The following is an 18437-nucleotide window of genomic DNA, read 5'->3' as shown; positions in this document are numbered from 1 at the left end:
CGATGAAAACAATGCTGACTCTCTCGCTGCTGGCTCTCTGTGTTTCTCATGGCGCTCTGGCCGCGAACTACGCGCTCAGTAACGACAATATTGCCCTTTCGTTTGATGATGCAAACGCAACGGTAGTGGTAACGGACAGCAAAGCTAACCATCCGCTCACGCCCCAGGAGTTGTTCTTTCTGACGCTACCGGATGAAACTAAAATCCACACCGCTGATTTCAAAATCAAGCACGTCGAAAAGCAGGACAATGCGATAGTCATCGACTTTACGCATCCGGATTTTAACGTAACGGTGAAACTGAACCTGGTGAAGGGAAAATACGCCAGCATCGGCTACACCATCGCCGCCGTCGGGCAGCCGCGGGACGTTGCGAAAATTACCTTCTTCCCGACGAAGAAGCAGTCTCAGGCACCTTACGTTGACGGGGCGATTAACAGCTCGCCAATCGTGGCCGACTCGTTCTTCATCCTGCCAGACAAACCGATTGTGAATACTTACGCTTATGAAGCCACCACGAACCTCAACGTGGAGCTGAAAACGCCAGTTCTGCCTGAGACACCGGTCAGTTTTACCACCTGGTTCGGCACTTTCCCGGAAACTAATCAGCTGCGCCGCAGCGTAAACCAGTTTATCGATGCCGTGCGCCCGCGGCCTTATAGGCCTTACCTGCACTACAACAGCTGGATGGACATCGGCTTCTTTACCCCTTACTCCGAGCAGGATGTCATTGGGCGGATGGACGAATGGAATAAAGAATTTATTGCCGGGCGCGGCGTAGCGTTGGACGCGTTCCTGCTGGACGATGGCTGGGACGATCGCACCGGACGCTGGCTATTTGGCCCGGCATTCAGCAACGGTTTTGGCAAAGTCAGGGAGAAAGCCGACAGCCTGCACAGCTCGGTTGGCCTGTGGCTTTCACCGTGGGGCGGTTACAACAAGCCGCGCGATATTCGCGTCTCGCATGCAAAAGAGTATGGTTTCGAAACCGTAGACGGCAAGCTGGCGCTGTCTGGGCCGAACTACTTTAAAAACTTTAACGATCGGATCATTAAGCTGATCAAAAACGAGCACATTACCTCGTTCAAGCTCGACGGAATGGGTAACGCCAATTCGCATATCAAGGGCAGCCCATTTGCATCGGATTTTGACGCGTCTATTGCCCTGCTGCACAACATGCGCAGCGCAAACCCGAACCTGTTTATCAACCTGACCACCGGGACCGACGCCAGCCCGTCCTGGCTGTTCTATGCTGATTCAATCTGGCGTCAGGGCGATGATATCAACCTGTACGGCCCCGGCACGCCAGTGCAGCAGTGGATGACCTACCGCGATGCCGAAACCTGGCGATCCATCGTGCGCAAAGGCCCGCTGTTCCCGCTGAACTCGCTGATGTACCACGGGATCGTCAGCGCAGAGAACGCTTACTATGGACTCGAGAAAGTGCAAACAGACAGCGATTTTGCCGATCAGGTCTGGAGCTACTTCGCAACCGGAACACAGCTTCAGGAGCTATATATCACGCCGTCCATGCTGAATAAGGCGAAGTGGGATACCCTGGCGCAGGCGGCGAAATGGTCGCGTGAGAATGCCAGCGTGCTGGTGGATACTCACTGGATTGGCGGTGACCCAACTTCGCTTGAGGTTTACGGCTGGGCCTCATGGAGTAAAGACAAAGCGATTTTTGGCTTACGCAACCCGTCGGATAAGCCGCAACGTTACTTCCTGGATTTAACCAAAGATTTTGAGATCCCGGCAGGCGAGCGTTCGCAGTTTACCCTGAAAGCCGTGTACGGCAGTAATTCGACCGTACCAGAGGAGTATAAAAACGCTGTGGTGATTACGCTGCAACCGCTGGAAACGCTGGTGTTTGAGGCGATGCCGGGGAAATAGTGAGGCTTTGACACGGTGTAGGCCGGGTAAGGCGAAGCCGCCACCCGGCAAAACAGGCGGCAGGGTCTTTACTCCCCCTGCTGCTCCAGCGCATATTTATACAGCGCATTTTTCTTCACACCGTGGATCTCCGCCGCCAGCGCCGCCGCTTTTTTCAGGGGGAGTTCAGCCTGTAGCAGGACCAGCGTACGCAGCGCATCGGCAGGCAGAGCGTCTTCCTGCGCTTTGTGCCCTTCGACAATCAGCACCATTTCGCCCTTGCGGCGGTTCTCATCCTCTTTCACCCACGCCAGCAGTTCGCCAACCGGCGCACCGTGAATGGTTTCCCACGTTTTGGTCAGCTCGCGCGCCAGCACCACATAGCGGGCTTCGCCCCAGACGGTCACCATATCTTCCAGGCTTTCCAGCAGACGGTGGGTTGATTCGTAGAAGATCAACGTACGCGGTTCAGCTTCCAGATCCTTTAACACATCGCGACGGCCTTTGGATTTAGCAGGCAGGAAGCCTTCGTAGCAAAAACGATCGGACGGCAGGCCCGCAGCGCTTAACGCCGCGATGGCCGCGCACGGCCCCGGCAGCGGCACCACGCGGATGCCTGCTTCACGGCAGGTGCGTACCAGATGGTAGCCCGGATCGTTGATCAGCGGCGTTCCCGCATCGGAGACCAGCGCGATGTTCTGCCCTTCCTTAAGCTTCGCCACCAGCGTTTCGGCTTTTTGTTGCTCATTGTGATCGTGCAGGGCAAACAAACGGGCGTTAATGGCAAAGTGTTGTAGCAGTAAACCGGTATGACGGGTGTCTTCAGCAGCAATTAAATCAACAGCTTGCAAAACGGTGAGAGCACGTTGGGTAATATCAGACAAATTCCCGATAGGAGTAGGTACAATATAAAGCTGGCCTTGAGAATTATCTGCCGTTTCGTGTTGTTTCATTGTTTCGTCCGTATTGCCGATTTAATATTGAGCATTGCGTAAAAAAATCACTGGATACAGTATGGTACCGTTAACGTTTCTTCGAAAAAAAGCCGCGCACAGCGTGCCCCTCCTGCTGGCAGCCCTGATCTTTGCAGGCTGCGGCACCCAGGCACCCGACCAGAGCACTGCTCATATGCAGGGATCCGCTCAGGCTGATTCTGGCTTTTATCTGCAACAAATGTCGCAGAGTTCAAATGATACCAGGATCAACTGGCAATTACTCGCCATTCGTGCACTGCTGAAAGAAGGGAAAACCCAGCAGGCCGCCGATCTGTTCAGCCAGCTGCCGCAAGATCTTAATGACGATCAGCGCCATGAGCAGGTGCTGCTGTCGGCAGAACTGAAGGTCGCGCAGAAAGATTACGACGGCGCGAAGAAGATCCTTGGGACCATCGATCTGAACACGCTGGATAAAAACCAGCAGGCCCGTTTCTGGCAGGCCGGTATCACCGCTGAGCAGGGTCGCCCGTCCCTGACGCTACTCCGCGCGCTGATTGCCCAGGAGTCTTTACTCGCGGGGGCGGACAAGCAGAAAAATATTGACGCAACCTGGCAGGCGCTCGCCTCCATGACACAGGATCAGGCTAAAGCGCTGGTGATCAACGCCGATGAAAATGTCCTGCAAGGCTGGCTGGATCTGCAACAGATGTGGTTCAACAACCGCAGCGATCCAAACATGCTGAAAGCCGGTATTATCGACTGGCAAAAGCGTTACCCGCAAAATCCGGGAGCGAAAATGCTGCCCACGCAGCTGGTCAACGTGCAAAACTTTAAGCCCGCCTCCACCAGCAAAATCGCCCTGCTGCTGCCGTTAAACGGTCAGGCAGCGGTGTTTAGTCGCGCCATTCAGCAAGGTTTTGAAGCCGCGAAAAACGGCACTACCGCCGTCAGCGGCAGCGCGGTTCCGGCGCAGGCTGCACAGGCGGCGAATGTGAATGACGTTGTCAGCCCGTCCGCCGCCGAAACCAGCGACCTGACCACTGCGCAAACCCCTGCGCAGGGCACCATGCAGAATCCGGTTACCGCCCCCACGACGCAGCCCGCTACCCCAGCGCCTGCGGCAACACAGGCCCCGGCTGAAACACCGGCGCCCGCGACGGCAGAACAGCCTCAGCCGCAAACCGCGCAGCCGGAACAGCAGCAGCCAGCAACCCAGCAGCAAACTGTGGCCACCACCAGCGCTAACCCAGGCACGGAGCTAAAAATCTACGACACCAGCGCCCAGCCGCTTGACCAGGTGCTGGCGCAGGTTCAGCAGGACGAGGCCAGCATCGTTGTCGGCCCGCTGTTGAAAAACAACGTGGAAGCGTTGATGAAGAGCAACACCCCGCTGAACGTGCTGGCGCTTAACCAGCCTGAGCAGGTTCAAAACCGCGCCAATATCTGTTACTTCGCCCTCTCTCCGGAGGATGAAGCCCGCGATGCGGCCCGCCATATTCACGAGCAGGGCAAGCAGGCGCCGCTGCTGCTGATCCCGCGCAGCACGCTGGGCGACCGCGTTGCCAACGCGTTTGCGCAAGAGTGGCAGACCCTTGGTGGTGGCGTGGTGTTGCAGCAGAAATTTGGCTCAGCAGCCGAACTGAGAGCGGGCGTAAACGGCGGGGCAGGTATTGCCCTCAACGGTAGCCCGGTATCTGCCAGCCTGCCTCAGCAGCAGAGCGTCACCATCGGCGGTCTGACGATCCCGGCGCCGCCTACCGACGCGCAAATCAGCGGCGGCGGTAAAGTGGATTCGGCATACATCGTCGCTACGCCGGAAGAGATCGCCTTTATCAAACCGATGATCGCCATGCGTAACGGCAGCCAGAGCGGCGCAACGCTCTACGCCAGCTCACGCAGCGCTCAGGGTACCGCTGGCCCGGATTTCCGTCTGGAAATGGAAGGACTGCAATACAGCGAGATCCCCATGCTGGCAGGCAGTAATCCACAGTTGATGCAGCAGGCGCTGGGCGCGGTGCGCAATGATTATTCCCTGGCGCGTCTTTACGCGATGGGCGTTGATGCCTGGGCGCTGGCAAACCACTTCACCCAGATGCGTCAGGTTCCGGGCTTTGAGCTTAACGGGAATACCGGCGATCTGACCGCCGATCGGGATTGTGTGATTAACAGGAAGTTATCATGGCTCAAATACCAGCAGGGGCAGATTGTCCCGGCCAGTTAAGCCGTAAACAGACCGGCGACGCGTGGGAGTTAAAGGCGCGCCGCTGGCTTGAAGGCAAAGGACTGCGCTTTGTCGCCGCCAACGTTCGCGGGCGCGGCGGCGAGATTGACCTGATCATGAAAGACGGTCAAACCATCGTGTTTGTTGAAGTTCGCTTCCGACAGTCGTCCCGTTTTGGCGGTGCTGCCGCCAGCGTGACGCTCGCCAAACAACAAAAATTATTACAGACTGCCCACTTGTGGCTTGCCCGCCATAATGGGAGTTTTGATACTGTGGATTGCCGTTTCGATGTGGTAGCCTTCACCGGAAATGCGATCGACTGGCTTAAAAACGCGTTTGGCGAAGACGCATAAATAAGATTTTAAAGGGATACCGTGCTCGAACGAATTAAAGTGTGCTTCACAGAAAGCATTCAAACGCAGATTGCCGCGGCGGAAGCCCTTCCGGACGCGATCTCTCGTGCAGCGATGACGCTGGTTCAGTCGCTGCTCAACGGCAACAAAATCCTCTGTTGTGGCAATGGCACGTCCGCCGCCAACGCACAGCATTTTGCTGCCAGCATGATCAATCGCTTCGAAACTGAGCGCCCGAGTTTACCTGCCATTGCACTAAACACCGATAACGTGGTCTTAACTGCGATTGCCAACGATCGTCTGCACGACGAAATTTACGCCAAGCAGGTGCGCGCCTTAGGCCATGCCGGAGACGTGCTGCTGGCGATCTCCACGCGCGGTAACAGCCGGGATATCGTTAAAGCAGTTGAAGCGGCAGTGACCCGGGATATGACGATTGTCGCCCTGACCGGTTACGACGGCGGTGAGCTGGCTGGCCTGCTGGGGCCGCAGGATGTGGAGATCCGCATTCCTTCGCACCGTAGCGCCCGCATTCAGGAGATGCATATGCTCACGGTGAACTGCTTATGCGATCTGATCGATAACACGCTTTTCCCTCACCAGGATGATTAAGGAGTTCTCATGAAGGTTTTATCGGCCCTTGCAGTCGTGTTGTCTGCATTACTGCTTCAGGGATGCATCGCTGCCGCTGTAGTCGGTACCGCAGCGGTCGGCACCAAAGCAGCGACCGATCCGCGTACCGTTGGGACGCAGGTAGATGACGGTACGCTTGAACTGCGCGTTAACAGTGCCCTGTCGAAAGACGAACAGATTAAGAAGGAAGCACGCATCAACGTGACGGCTTATCAGGGCAAAGTGCTGCTGGCAGGCCAGGCGCCAAACCCTGAACTCGCCTCGCGCGCCAAACAGATCGCGATGGGCGTAGAAGGCACGGCGGAAGTGTTTAACGAAATCCGTCAGGGCCAGCCGATTGGTCTCGGCACCGCGTCATCCGATACCTGGATCACCACCAAAGTCCGCTCCCAGCTGCTGGGTACCGATCAGGTGAAATCCTCAAACGTGAAAGTGACCACGGAGAACGGCGAAGTGTTCCTGCTGGGTCTGGTGACGGAACGTGAAGGCAAAGCGGCAGCGGATATCGCCAGCCGGGTCAGCGGCGTGAAACACGTCACCACCGCCTTTACCTATATCAAGTAATCTGAACCTAACGATAAGCCCGGTAAGCGCTCGCGCCGCCGGGCTTTTTTTATACCAGCGCCATACTTCCCACTATCACCCCACTCAACGCCACCAGCCCCGTCGTCAGCCACAGCGCTTTCGCCGGGAATGACTTACGCAGCATGATAAGCGACGGCAGGCTCACCGCCGGCAGCGTGATGAGCAGCGCCAGCGCCGGTGCGGTCCCCATACCGGCCAGCATCATGGTCTGAATAATCGGGATCTCCGCCGCAGTGGGGATCACAAACAGGCACCCGGCCACCGCCATCGCAATCACCCACATCAGCGTGTTGTCGATAGCGCCATTCGCATGGGGGAAAAGCCAGACGCGCGCCGCCCCCAGCACCAGTACGGCCAGGATATAGACCGGAATTGTGCTCCAGAAAAGCTGCCACAGCGCTTTGCCCCAGCGAGCAAAGAAACTGCCCTGCGGCTCGCTGACGTCCAGCTCAACGGAAGCAGGCCCGGCCTCGTTGTCTTTCACCAGGTGCTGCACCAGCGTAGCGACAAGCACCACCGTCAGCAGGCCAGCCGCCAGACGGATAAACGCGAAATGCCAGCCGAGAACGAAGCCCATAAACACCAGCGTTGCCGGATTCAGCAAAGGGTTACCCATCCAGAAGGCAAGCGCGCCGCCCATCGACACGCGCTGGCGGCGCATACCCGCCGCCACCGGTGCGGCGCAGCAGGAGCACATCATGCCCGGCAGGGAGAATATTGTCCCCAGCAGCGTCCCCTGTAAGCGCGGTTGACCCAGGGTTTTCACCAGCCAGCTACGCGGGATGAGTACCTGAATCAGCGAGCCCAGCAATACGCCCAATACCGCGGCTTTCCAGACGGCAAGAAAATAGACCATGGCGTAATCCCACGCCGCACGTAGCGGGCTGGAATCGGCCTGGGCGAGGATTGATTTACCGATGCTGTGGGTGTCGGCGGCGGTGAAGGCTTTACCGTAGTACGGCTGCCATTTCACATACCAGAGGCCAATGATGACCACGAGAAAGAAGAGTGCGGGCTTCCACCACTGAACAGGTGTTGCCGCCTGAGATGAAGACTGACCAGTCATACCATTCCCCGGAAGGTGTTATTTAATAAGCCGGGGAAGTTTACGCCTCGCCCTGCGCGATTTCACGCAGTTTTGCCGAAGGGATAATATTAACCCCCTCCTGCGATGGAGCCAGCGCCTCTTTTAGCATCGCCAGCGCGACATCCCGCGCCTCGATGGACTTCCAGTTACCCGGCAGGATGCGAAACAGCGGAGCGAAAAAAGACTCGTTAAAACGACGTTCGTCACGGTGCCCCATCAGCATGGAAGGCCGCGCGATGGTCAGGCGCTCCCATTTCTGCGCGATTAACGCCTCTTCCATTTTGCCCTTCACCTGGTTGTAAAAAAACGGCGAGCCTGCATTCGCGCCGTGCGCGCTGACCACCAGGAAATGTTTTGCGCCCAGCTTTTTCGCCGTCAGGGCGGTATCCACCACCAGCGTGTAATCCGCATGGACAAAGGCTTCTTTACTGCCCGCTTCCCGTCGGGTGGTGCCAAGGCAGCAAAAGGCGATATCAATGGGATCCTGCACCTGCGCCAGCGCGTCGGTGAGCTGTGGATCGTGCGGGTTATAGACGCCGGTAATATCCAACAGCGGGCGTCGCGTCGGGGCGGCGATATAGTTGATATGGCGATCCTGGATCAGCAGCCGCAGCAGATGTCCACCCACCAGCCCGGTTGCGCCGGTAATCAGTACCTGACTCATCTTATCCCCTTTACAGAATTGTCCGTTTGCGTTCTGGGCCTGCTCTACCACACTTAAAAGTCTGTTACCGGTAAGTATTTACCACAAACGGAAAAAAAACAGTCTGAAGCGAAAACAACGGAGGAAGCATGGGTAAAAAAATCGCAGTCTTGATTACCGACGAGTTTGAAGATTCAGAATTTACGTCGCCAGCAGAGGCATTCCGCAAGGCGGGCCACGAAGTGGTCACCATTGAGAAAGAAGCGGGTAAAACCGTGAAGGGCCATAAGGGCGAAGCCAGCGTGACCATTGACGAATCCATTGATAACGTCAGCCCGTCGGATTTCGACGCCCTGCTGTTACCGGGCGGCCATTCACCGGATTCCCTGCGCGGAGACGAGCGTTTCGTTACCTTTACCCGTGACTTCGTCGGCACCGGTAAACCGGTGTTTGCCATTTGCCACGGTCCGCAGCTGCTGATCAGCGCCGAGGTAGTACGCGGGCGTAAGCTCACCGCGGTGAAGCCGATCGTTATCGATCTGAAAAATGCGGGGGCCGAGTTCTACGATCAGGAAGTGGTGAACGATAACGATCAGCTGATCACCAGCCGTACGCCGGACGATCTGCCGGCATTTAACCGCGAAGCGCTACGCCTGCTCGGCGCGTAACCAGTGCAGCTTCTTGCCGAAGCCCAGGGTGTTGTCGGTAAATTTCAGCTCATCAAGGCGGATTTCCCACACCGGGGCTTTTAGCGCCGCGGCCACCGGAAAGCGGCGCGTATAGCGTTTACGCTGAGCGTCGCTTTCCTCACCTTCCAGGCGACGAATTTCGCCTTTGAACTGAACCCCGCGGATCAGCGCAACGGTTTTAGGCTGGCCGTTTACCGTGCCCGCCACTTTTGCCTGTGGGCCCGACATCTGCGCATGCCGCGTTTTGTCTTCGCTCATCACGTAAAAGGCCACGCGTTCAGGATCGTAGTAATAAAAGGCATTTGCGCACCACATCTCCTCGTCTTTACAGACGCACCATGTCACGACATGCTGCTTTGCCAGCCAGCGGTTAATGGCGGCCAGTGTTTCCATTTTCGCTCTCTCTCATGCTATGGTGCGTTCACCATAACATACTGAATCTGTTTACCGTGTGCTGGTTTCTCTATCTTGTCCGAACCGCTGATAACGCACTCTACACCGGGATCACTACCGATGTGGCCCGGCGTTTTTTACAACATCAAACGGGGAAAGGGGCGAAAGCACTGCGGGGAAAAGGTGAACTTCAGCTAGCGTTTTCAGCTGCCGTGGGCGACAGATCCCTGGCGCTCCGGCTGGAATACCGCATCAAGCAGCTGACGAAGCGCCAGAAAGAGCGTCTCGTCAGCGGGGACGGCTCTTTCGACGCGCTACGCGAAAGCCTGCTTAAAAGCGATTGAAATGATCGTGGTACTCGACCAGACCGGTAACGCCGTCAAGCGCATCGTCCGCCAGAGGATGCACCAGGAAAGACGATTCCGTACCCGGCCAGTGGCAGCGAAGATCGTGTCTGGCCGCCGGCTCAAAACCTAAACGTTCGTAGAACGCCGGATCGCCCAGAACCACGACAGCGGCATAGCCAAATTCATTCAGCGAATCCAGCCCTTCATAGACCAGCTGACGTGCCAGGCCCTGACCACGGTAGTTTTCGTCCACCGCCAGCGGCGCCATCCCGACCCACTGTAACTCCTCGCCCTGCACAATCACCGGGCTGAACGCCACGTAGCCGACCACCTGCCCTTCATCGTCGGTGGCAACCAGGCCCAGCGTAATCAGGCCATCTTCGCGAAGATCGTGAACCAGTTGGGCTTCGGCGTCGCCTGCAAAAGAGCGGCGCAGCAACGCATCGATACCCGGTGCATCAATCCCAATTTCGACTCGAATCAGCATGGTTCACCTACTGAAGTGTGTTTACTGTCCGGCGGGGTTTTTAGCCCGGCCTCAACGAAATCTGCCATTTGCATCAACATCATACGCAGCGCTTTCGGCATCTGCTCCAGCTCAATGGCATCCATTAAATTTTTGACGTACAGACCGAGCTCCGTGTCGCCTTCAATCACCAGGCGGCGCTGGAAGAAAAGTGTGTCCGGATCCTGCTTGCGCGCTGCGATCATCAGCAGATCGCTGGCGTCCGCGCTAAAGCTCACATCCGCGCTGGCGGACTCGCTGACGATAAGCCGCTCGTTCTCGACGGAAGTAAACCAGCGCAACCCAATATCGCGCACTTCAATCCTTAGCCAGCGGCCTTCCAGAAACTCCAGTTCACCATCCTGTAACGCCTGACGGAACTGCCAGCTCAGCACCTGCTCCAGCACCTGGCGTTTAAGCGCAAACGGCGCCAGTTTTACCGGCACGCTCAGCATTGATGGACCAAATTGTACGAGACGTGAACGCAGTTTATCCAGCACGAGCTTTACTCCCTGATAGCTATAGTCCTGCTATTTTGCCATATCCCGACAAGAAGATAGCGGCGTAAATCAACAAACCGTTGTCCGGTATACCTCATTATTGGTGCCATCAATACGCCATTAGCTGCCTTAAATCAAAAATTGTCGCGTATGGGTTAATTAAAATCCCAGCTCGTTAACATTTTTTACGATCCCTGCGATCGACAACATCGGGATAAATTATGGAGCTGCTCTGCCCTGCCGGAAACCTTCCGGCGCTTAAGGCGGCCATCGAAAATGGGGCCGATGCGGTCTATATCGGGCTGAAGGATGATACCAACGCCCGCCATTTTGCGGGTCTTAACTTTACGGAGAAAAAGCTTCAGGAAGCCGTTAACTTCGTTCACCAGCACCGGCGCAAACTGCACATTGCCATCAATACCTTTGCCCATCCTGATGGCTATGCCCGCTGGCAGCGCGCCGTGGATATGGCAGCCCAGCTGGGCGCCGATGCGCTGATCCTGGCCGACCTCGCCATGCTTGAGTATGCGGCAGAACGTTATCCGCATATTGAGCGCCACGTCTCTGTTCAGGCATCGGCCACCAATGAAGAGGCCGTGCGTTTTTATCATCGACACTTTGACGTAGCCCGCGTGGTGCTGCCGCGCGTGCTCTCTATTCATCAGGTTAAGCAACTGGCGCGCGTCACGCCAGTGCCGCTCGAGGTTTTTGCCTTCGGTAGCCTGTGCATCATGGCCGAAGGCCGTTGCTATCTTTCTTCCTATCTCACCGGTGAATCGCCAAATACCGTCGGTGCCTGCTCACCTGCCCGCTTTGTTCGCTGGCAGCAAACGCCGCAGGGGCTGGAGTCACGCCTGAATAACGTGTTAATTGACCGCTATCAGGACGGTGAAAACGCGGGCTACCCTACGCTGTGTAAAGGCCGCTATCTGGTGGACGGCGAGCGTTACCACGCGCTGGAGGAACCCACCAGCCTCAACACGCTGGAACTGCTGCCGGAACTGCTGGCCGCCAATATTGCCTCGGTGAAAATCGAAGGCCGCCAGCGCAGCCCGGCCTACGTGAGCCAGGTGGCGAAGGTGTGGCGCCAGGCCATCGACCGCTGCATGGCGGACCCGCAAAACTATGCTCCGCAGGCGGCCTGGATGGAGACGCTCGGCGCGATGTCCGAAGGCACCCAAACCACGCTCGGCGCGTATCACCGTAAATGGCAGTGAGAAAATCATGAAATATTCATTGGGGCCGGTGCTTTACTACTGGCCAAAAGAGACGCTGGAAGAGTTTTACCAGCAGGCGGCCAACAGCAGCGCCGATGTGATTTACCTCGGCGAAGCGGTGTGCAGCAAGCGCCGCGCCACCAAAGTGGGCGACTGGCTGGATATGGCGAAAAGCCTAGCCGGTAGCGGCAAGCAGGTGGTGCTTTCGACGCTGGCGCTGGTGCAGGCGTCCTCTGAACTGGGCGAGCTGAAGCGCTATGTCGAAAACGGTGAGTTTCTGCTGGAGGCGAGCGATCTCGGCGTGGTGAACCTGTGCGCCGAGCGCAAGCTGCCGTTTGTCGCCGGACATGCGCTGAACTGCTATAACGCGGTGACCCTGCGCCTGTTGCTTAAACAAGGGATGACCCGCTGGTGCATGCCGGTGGAACTCTCCCGCGACTGGCTGGCCAACCTGCTGAATCAGTGCGACGAACTGGGGATTCGCAATCAATTTGAAGTGGAAGTGTTGAGCTACGGCCATCTGCCGCTGGCCTACTCCGCACGCTGCTTTACCGCGCGTTCCGAAGATCGTCCGAAAGACGAGTGCGAAACCTGCTGCATTAAATACCCGAACGGGCGCAGCATGCTGTCGCAGGAGAACCAGCAGGTGTTTGTCCTCAACGGCATTCAGACCATGAGCGGTTACGTCTATAACCTCGGCAACGAACTGGCGTCAATGCACGGACTGGTGGATATGGTGCGTCTTTCGCCGCTTGGTACCGATGTTTTCACAATGCTTGACGCCTTCCGCGCCAACGAAAACGGCGCCTCGCCGCTGCCGCTGACGGCAAACAGCGACTGCAACGGTTACTGGCGACGCCTTGCCGGGCTGGAATTGCAGGCGTAAAAAAAGCTCACTTTGTTAACAACGGTTATCATTTTTTAATGCAGTATTAAAGATTGACCGTCGACAAAGTGAGCTGTTATGACTGACAAAACCCTTCCGTTTTCGGTGCTGGATCTGGCGCCGATCCCACAAGGCTCCTCGGCAAGAGAAGCCTTCACGTACTCTCTCGATCTTGCTCAGCTTGCCGAAAAGCGTGGCTATCACCGCTACTGGCTAGCGGAGCACCATAACATGGTGGGCATCGCCAGCGCCGCCACCTCGGTGCTGATTGGCTATCTGGCGGCAAATACCACCACTCTGCACCTCGGCTCCGGTGGCGTAATGCTGCCAAATCACGCCCCGCTGGTGATTGCCGAGCAGTTCGGGACGCTGAATACCCTCTATCCTGGGCGTATTGATTTAGGTCTTGGCCGCGCGCCGGGCAGCGACCAGCCGACCATGCGCGCCCTGCGTCGCCATATGAGCGGCGATATCGACAACTTCCCGCGCGATGTGGCGGAACTGGTGGACTGGTTTGACGCGCGCGATCCTAACCCGCACGTGCGCCCTGTGCCAGGCTACGGGGAAAAGATCCCGGTATGGCTGTTAGGCTCAAGCCTGTACAGCGCCCAGCTCGCCGCTCAGCTGGGACTGCCGTTTGCGTTTGCCTCCCACTTTGCGCCGGATATGCTGCATCAGGCGCTGCATCTTTACCGCACGCACTTCAAACCGTCCGAGCGTCTGGAGAAGCCGTACGCGATGGTGTGTATCAATATCATTGCCGCCGACAGCAACCGCGATGCGGAATTCCTGTTCACCTCTATGCAGCAGGCGTTTGTGAAGCTGCGTCGCGGCGAGACGGGCCAGCTTCCGCCGCCGGTAGAGAATATGCATCAGCTGTGGTCGGCCTCCGAGCAGTATGGCGTGCAGCAGGCGCTGAGCATGTCGCTGGTGGGTGATAAGGCGAAAGTGCGTCACGGGCTGGACGCGGTGCTGCGCGAGACGCAGGCGGATGAGATTATGGTTAACGGCCAGATTTTCGATCACCAGGCGCGTCTGCATTCGTTTGATTTGGCGATGCAGGTGAAAGAGGAGCTGGTGGGGTAGTTTTTGCTTTTCTCCCTCTCCCTGTGGGAGAGGGCCGGGGTGAGGGGTTCAGACCGCACGTTTTACTGATACACAGGCAACAGATTAAAACTCGACAGCACGTGCACCACCGCGTTGCCGATACCAAATACCAGGATCAGCGCAATCATCGGTTTTCCGCCCCATACGCGGAATTTCGGGCTGCCGAAGCGCTTACGTGATTTGCGTGCCAGCAGCGCCGGCACAATCGCCGCCCAGATGGTGGCCGCCAGTCCTGCATAACCGATGGCGTACAGGAAGCCGTTTGGCCACAGCAGGCCGCCCACAATCGGTGGCAGGAAGGTCAACAGCGCCGTTTTGAAGCGCCCCATCCCCGAATCATCAAAACCAAACAGATCCGCCAGGTAGTCAAACAGGCCCAGCGTCACGCCGAGGAATGAGCTCGCCACGGCAAAGTTCGAGAAGACCACCAGCAGCAGATCCAGGCTGCGGCTGTTCAGCACGCCGCTTAGCGCCTGTACCAGCACATCAATGTTGCCGCCCTTCTGCGCAATGCCGATAAATTCCGGACGCGGGATGTTACCCATCGTCCCCAGCAGCCAGATCGCATACAGTCCCAGCGCCAGCAGCGTGCCGTAAACCAGGCACTTCACGATGGTACGCGGATCTTTGCCGTAGTACTTCATCAGGCTCGGTACGTTGCCGTGGTAGCCGAACGACGCCAGACAGAATGGCAGCGTCATCAGCAGGTACGGCATGTAGGAGGTGTTCACTTCCGCAACGTTAAACAGCGTGGCCGGCGTGACGTGCCCCAGCAGGCTACCGAAGGTCAGAAAGAAGGTGATGACCTTTGCGCCCAGCACAATCGCCGTCATGCGGCTTACCGCTTTGGTGCTCATCCAGACGATAATCGCCACCCCCAGCGCGAAGCAGAGACCCGCCAGACGCGCCGGAACGTTCAGCGACATCTCAGAGAAGGTGTGATGCAGAATCGACCCGCTCGCTGAAATGTACGCGTAGGTCAGGATATAGAGCACAAACGCGATGGACAACCCATTCACCAGGTTCCAGCCTTTGCCCAACAGATCTTTGGTGATGGTGTCGAAGCTGGAGCCGATGCGGTAGTTGAGGTTTGCCTCAAGGATCATCAGCCCGGAATGGAGCATGCAGAACCAGGTAAAGACCAGCGCCGCCAGCGACCAGAAGAACCACGCACCGGACATGACCACAGGCAGGGAAAACATCCCGGCACCAATGATGGTTCCGCCGATGATCACCACGCCGCCTAGCAGCGAAGGTGACGTTTGGGTGGTGGTTAGTGTTGCCATGCGGCCTTGTCTCCAGTGAAAAATGTGGTTCTGTACTTTAGTGTGTTGCACTGTACCAGTACAAGAGTACAAAAGAAATAAAAAAAGCCCCGATAGCGACTATCGGGGCTGTATATTTTACTTTACGTCAGAAGCGAAAGGCTTACGCGTCACCGAAACGACGACGGCTGGCACCTTCTTCACGGCGTGGACCACGGTTTTCACGGCGCTCGCCGGAGAAACGACGGCCTTCACCACCGCGACCTTCGCTGCGACCGCCTTCACGGCGCTCGCCACCGAAACCACGACCACCGCCACGACGTTCGCCGCCACGGTCAGGACGTGGCTGTGCATCGCCCAGCAGCTGCATGTTCATCGGCTTGTTCAGGATGCGGGTGCGCGTAAAGTGTTGCAGTACTTCGCCCGGCATGCCTTTTGGCAGCTCGATGGTGGAGTGGGAACCGAACAGCTTGATGTTACCAATGTAACGGCTGCTGATGTCGCCTTCGTTAGCGATCGCGCCAACGATGTGACGAACTTCAACACCATCATCACGGCCCACTTCAATGCGATACAGTTCCATTTCGCCAGCGTCACGACGCTCGCGACGTGGACGGTCTTCACCACCACGCTCTGGACGGTCACCGCGTGGACCACGGTCGTTACGGTCGCCACGACGTTCGAAACGATCGTCACGGTCACGGAACTCACGCTTAGGACGCATCGGTGCATCTGGCGGCACGATCAAGCTACGTTCACCCTGCGCCATTTTCAGCAGTGCTGCGGCCAGAGTTTCCATGTCCAGCTCTTCGCCTTCGGCGACAGGCTGGATCTGGGACAGCAGCGCACGGTACTGATCCAGATCGCTGCTTTCCAGCTGCTGCTGTACTTTCGCGGCGAATTTTTCCAGACGGCGTTTGCCCAGCAGTTCTGCGTTTGGCAGATCGGCTTCTGGAATGGTCAGCTTCATGGTGCGTTCGATGTTACGCAGCAGACGACGCTCGCGGTTCTCGACGAACAGCAGCGCACGGCCTGCACGACCCGCACGACCGGTACGACCGATACGGTGAACGTAAGACTCGGAGTCCATTGGGATATCGTAGTTGACAACCAGGCTGATACGCTCAACGTCCAGGCCACGTGCTGCCACGTCGGTTGCAATCAGGATATCCAGACGACCGTCTTTCAGACGCTCCAGTGTCTGCTCACGCAGGGCCTGGTTCATGTCGCCGTTCAGCGCTGCGCTGTTGTAGCCGCTACGCTCCAGGGCTTCAGCCACTTCCAGAGTCGCGTTCTTGGTGCGCACGAAGATAATCGCCGCATCAAAATCTTCCGCTTCCAGGAAACGCACCAGCGCTTCGTTTTTGCGCATGCCGTAAACAGACCAGTAGCTCTGGCTGATGTCCGGGCGAGTGGTTACGCTGGACTGAATGCGCACTTCCTGCGGCTCTTTCATGAAGCGGCGGGTGATGCGACGGATCGCTTCTGGCATGGTTGCAGAGAACAGAGCGGTCTGATGACCCTCTGGGATCTGCGCCATGATGGTTTCTACGTCTTCGATGAAGCCCATACGCAGCATTTCATCGGCTTCGTCCAGTACCAGGCCGCTCAATTTAGAGAGGTCCAGGGTACCGCGCTTCAGGTGATCCAGCAGACGGCCCGGCGTACCGACAACAATCTGTGGGCCCTGGCGCAGGGCGCGTAACTGCACGTCATAACGCTGGCCGCCGTACAGGGCTACCACGTTTACGCCGCGCATATGTTTAGAGAATTCCGTCATGGCTTCAGCAACCTGAACAGCCAGTTCACGGGTTGGAGCCAGGACGAGGATCTGCGGCGCGCGCAGGTCCGGATCAATGTTGTTCAGCAGCGGCAGCGAGAATGCTGCGGTTTTACCGCTACCAGTCTGGGCCATGCCCAGCACGTCACGACCAGAAAGCAGGTGTGGGATACACTCAGCCTGGATCGGAGATGGTTTTTCGTAACCCAGATCGTTAAGGGCTTCAAGGATAGGAGCCTTCAGGCCCAGATCTGCAAAAGTGGTTTCGAATTCAGCCATGTAGTACAAGTGCCTCGATATTAATGGCGGCCAGTCTACTTAGCTCATCGTGAAAATGATTAGCAATTTTCATTGAAAAGTGTGAACCGGCTCAAATTAGGTGTATTGACGAACAACAACGCCCTCACCAGTGAAGGTGATGGCAATCAAAAGATTACGGGCTGATGTTTATGTCGTCAGCTATTGCTGGTCCGATTCTGCCAGGTCGTCTTGCTCCTGGCCCAAGAGCGATAATTCCAACAATGCATAACGGTGCTCAACGAAGTTATGTACGTTGTTAGCAACCGCTAATTTGAACAGTGCCGTAGCGCTGTCCATATCCCCCAGACTTAGGTAGTACTTACCTAAATAGAAGTTGGTTTCACTGAGATGCTCAGCGAGCGAGGTGTTATCCGTTGCGTCCGCCTTGAGGCGTTCCATCAGCGTTGCTTCGCTAATGTTGCCCAGGTAGAACTCGACAATGTTCCATCCCCACTGTTCCTTGTCCGATTTCTCGAAGCGCTGTTTCAGTGCTTCTTTGGCCTGCTTCTCATCAAGCTTCTGCTCAACGATGTAAAGCCACAGGCTGCGGAAAGGATCATTAGGATCGTCTTGATAAAACGCCAGCAGATCATCTTGCGCTAACTTATCACGACCGCCGTAATACAATGCGATACCGCGATTCAAGTGCGCGTAGTTGTAAGTTGGATCAAGCTCAAGTACAGAATCAAACGCTTCATAGGCAGCATCAAAATTGCCTGCCTGCGTTAAATAAATGCCTAAGTAATTGAATACTTCAGGCATATCAGGTCGAATCGCCAGCGCTTGTGAAAAATCATTTCGCGCTAATGCCCTCAGACCGAGACTATCATACAACACTCCGCGCTCATATAAAAGCTGTGCGCGTTCGTCATCGGTTAAAGCCCGACTGGCAAGTATTTGTTCCATGCGTGCCAGAATGACTTCTTGCTGCAAAGTCGGTTGCAATGGCACTGCGAGGACTTCGCTCTTACGCCAGGCAGAGTTGCTGCATCCTGCCAGCGTTAAAGCTGTCGCAACGAAACACCAGCGCAAAAAAGGCTTCATTTCCCACTCCCGAAGACAACTATTGGATGAACGTCCTGTCCCCCGGCGGCTTAACAAGGCGTCCTGCCTGATGAGA

Annotated in this window: 20 protein-coding genes; 10 read left to right on the top strand and 10 right to left on the bottom strand. The window is 56.8% G+C overall.

The annotated features are described in order from the left end of the window. Nucleotides 1-2 precede the first annotated feature (2 nt). Entirely contained in the window at nucleotides 3-1892 is a 1890-nt protein-coding gene (locus G6Q29_RS17450) for an enterotoxin (RefSeq protein WP_165466689.1), read from the top strand. A gap of 68 nt (nucleotides 1893-1960) precedes the next feature. Here G6Q29_RS17450 and rsmI read toward each other — a convergent pair whose 3' ends face one another. Beyond that, on the bottom strand, nucleotides 1961-2824 hold the full coding sequence (gene rsmI / locus G6Q29_RS17445) for a 16S rRNA (cytidine(1402)-2'-O)-methyltransferase (RefSeq protein WP_045907594.1): 864 nt from the start codon (nucleotides 2822-2824) through the stop codon (nucleotides 1961-1963). Nucleotides 2825-2885: 61 nt separating this feature from the next. Between rsmI and G6Q29_RS17440 the strand changes: the two genes are divergently transcribed. From G6Q29_RS17440 to dolP, 4 genes are read left to right on the top strand one after another with little or no spacing between them, the layout of a single operon-like run. Then, nucleotides 2886-5027, top strand: coding sequence for a penicillin-binding protein activator (locus tag G6Q29_RS17440; protein ID WP_165466688.1), 2142 nt, complete (start codon nucleotides 2886-2888; stop codon nucleotides 5025-5027). Next, on the top strand, nucleotides 4985-5380 hold the full coding sequence (locus tag G6Q29_RS17435) for a YraN family protein (protein ID WP_017382447.1): 396 nt from the start codon (nucleotides 4985-4987) through the stop codon (nucleotides 5378-5380). Before G6Q29_RS17440 ends, G6Q29_RS17435 begins: the two co-directional genes overlap by 43 nt. A gap of 21 nt (nucleotides 5381-5401) precedes the next feature. After that, on the top strand, nucleotides 5402-5992 hold the full coding sequence (gene diaA, locus G6Q29_RS17430; RefSeq protein WP_003861754.1) for a DnaA initiator-associating protein DiaA: 591 nt from the start codon (nucleotides 5402-5404) through the stop codon (nucleotides 5990-5992). 9 nt (nucleotides 5993-6001) lie between these two features. After that, nucleotides 6002-6577, top strand: a complete 576-nt coding sequence (dolP, locus tag G6Q29_RS17425) for a division/outer membrane stress-associated lipid-binding lipoprotein (RefSeq protein WP_165466687.1) — start codon at nucleotides 6002-6004, stop codon at nucleotides 6575-6577. Between the two features lie 49 nt (nucleotides 6578-6626). On the opposite strand, the gene G6Q29_RS17420 is transcribed toward dolP, so the two are convergent. Together G6Q29_RS17420 and G6Q29_RS17415 are read right to left on the bottom strand one after the other, a co-directional pair. After that, nucleotides 6627-7664 carry a permease gene (locus G6Q29_RS17420; RefSeq protein WP_165466686.1) on the bottom strand — a complete coding sequence of 346 codons (1038 nt, stop codon included), beginning with the start codon at nucleotides 7662-7664 and terminating at the stop codon, nucleotides 6627-6629. A gap of 40 nt (nucleotides 7665-7704) precedes the next feature. After that, the gene (locus G6Q29_RS17415; RefSeq protein WP_023304489.1) at nucleotides 7705-8349 is read right to left on the bottom strand and encodes an NAD(P)H-binding protein; all 645 of its coding nucleotides are present in this window, start codon (nucleotides 8347-8349) and stop codon (nucleotides 7705-7707) included. A 128-nt stretch (nucleotides 8350-8477) separates the two neighbouring features. On the opposite strand from G6Q29_RS17415, the gene G6Q29_RS17410 reads away from it, so the two are divergent. Further along, nucleotides 8478-8996 carry a type 1 glutamine amidotransferase domain-containing protein gene (locus G6Q29_RS17410; RefSeq protein ID WP_015571965.1) on the top strand — a complete coding sequence of 173 codons (519 nt, stop codon included), beginning with the start codon at nucleotides 8478-8480 and terminating at the stop codon, nucleotides 8994-8996. Here the strand turns inward: G6Q29_RS17410 and G6Q29_RS17405 are convergent. Beyond that, the gene (locus G6Q29_RS17405) at nucleotides 8976-9410 is read right to left on the bottom strand and encodes a YhbP family protein (protein WP_148386388.1); all 435 of its coding nucleotides are present in this window, start codon (nucleotides 9408-9410) and stop codon (nucleotides 8976-8978) included. The two genes, G6Q29_RS17410 and G6Q29_RS17405, sit on opposite strands and share 21 nt — an antisense overlap. 14 nt (nucleotides 9411-9424) lie before the next feature. On the opposite strand from G6Q29_RS17405, the gene G6Q29_RS17400 reads away from it, so the two are divergent. Further along, nucleotides 9425-9754 (top strand): GIY-YIG nuclease family protein, encoded by a 330-nt coding sequence (locus tag G6Q29_RS17400; protein WP_165466699.1) that lies wholly within the window; start codon nucleotides 9425-9427, stop codon nucleotides 9752-9754. On the opposite strand, the gene G6Q29_RS17395 is transcribed toward G6Q29_RS17400, so the two are convergent. Then, complete coding sequence (locus G6Q29_RS17395) at nucleotides 9741-10244, bottom strand: GNAT family N-acetyltransferase (RefSeq protein ID WP_165466685.1); 504 nt, start codon at nucleotides 10242-10244, stop codon at nucleotides 9741-9743. The genes G6Q29_RS17400 and G6Q29_RS17395 overlap by 14 nt on opposite strands. After that, complete coding sequence (gene ubiT / locus G6Q29_RS17390; RefSeq protein ID WP_165466684.1) at nucleotides 10238-10762, bottom strand: ubiquinone anaerobic biosynthesis accessory factor UbiT; 525 nt, start codon at nucleotides 10760-10762, stop codon at nucleotides 10238-10240. The genes G6Q29_RS17395 and ubiT overlap by 7 nt, the downstream gene beginning before the upstream one ends. Nucleotides 10763-10983: 221 nt before the next feature. On the opposite strand from ubiT, the gene ubiU reads away from it, so the two are divergent. The 3 genes from ubiU (at nucleotide 10984) to G6Q29_RS17375 (ending at nucleotide 13951) form a co-directional block, all read left to right on the top strand. Beyond that, complete coding sequence (gene ubiU, locus G6Q29_RS17385; protein ID WP_022649510.1) at nucleotides 10984-11979, top strand: ubiquinone anaerobic biosynthesis protein UbiU; 996 nt, start codon at nucleotides 10984-10986, stop codon at nucleotides 11977-11979. Nucleotides 11980-11986: 7 nt separating this feature from the next. Next, a complete protein-coding gene (locus tag G6Q29_RS17380; protein ID WP_165466683.1) occupies nucleotides 11987-12865 on the top strand; it encodes a U32 family peptidase in 879 nt (292 codons plus the stop codon). A 78-nt stretch (nucleotides 12866-12943) separates the two neighbouring features. Beyond that, entirely contained in the window at nucleotides 12944-13951 is a 1008-nt protein-coding gene (locus G6Q29_RS17375; protein ID WP_165466682.1) for a luciferase-like monooxygenase, read from the top strand. A gap of 62 nt (nucleotides 13952-14013) precedes the next feature. Here G6Q29_RS17375 and mtr read toward each other — a convergent pair whose 3' ends face one another. From mtr to nlpI, 4 genes are all read right to left on the bottom strand, one after another. Next, the gene (mtr, locus tag G6Q29_RS17370; protein ID WP_165466681.1) at nucleotides 14014-15258 is read right to left on the bottom strand and encodes a tryptophan permease; all 1245 of its coding nucleotides are present in this window, start codon (nucleotides 15256-15258) and stop codon (nucleotides 14014-14016) included. Between the two features lie 142 nt (nucleotides 15259-15400). Continuing rightward, the gene (locus G6Q29_RS17365) at nucleotides 15401-17296 is read right to left on the bottom strand and encodes a DEAD/DEAH family ATP-dependent RNA helicase (RefSeq protein ID WP_165466680.1); all 1896 of its coding nucleotides are present in this window, start codon (nucleotides 17294-17296) and stop codon (nucleotides 15401-15403) included. Continuing rightward, on the bottom strand, nucleotides 17289-17369 hold the full coding sequence (gene yrbN, locus G6Q29_RS17360; protein ID WP_097397692.1) for a protein YrbN: 81 nt from the start codon (nucleotides 17367-17369) through the stop codon (nucleotides 17289-17291). The genes G6Q29_RS17365 and yrbN overlap by 8 nt, the downstream gene beginning before the upstream one ends. 107 nt (nucleotides 17370-17476) lie before the next feature. Beyond that, entirely contained in the window at nucleotides 17477-18361 is an 885-nt protein-coding gene (gene nlpI / locus G6Q29_RS17355) for a lipoprotein NlpI (RefSeq protein WP_003861782.1), read from the bottom strand. Nucleotides 18362-18437: the final 76 nt, after the last annotated feature.

Origin of the sequence: Enterobacter cloacae (assembly GCF_011078175.1) — a bacterium.
Classification (GTDB): Bacteria; Pseudomonadota; Gammaproteobacteria; order Enterobacterales; family Enterobacteriaceae; genus Enterobacter; species Enterobacter cloacae_Q.
This window is presented reverse-complemented; position numbering and strand designations above follow the sequence as displayed.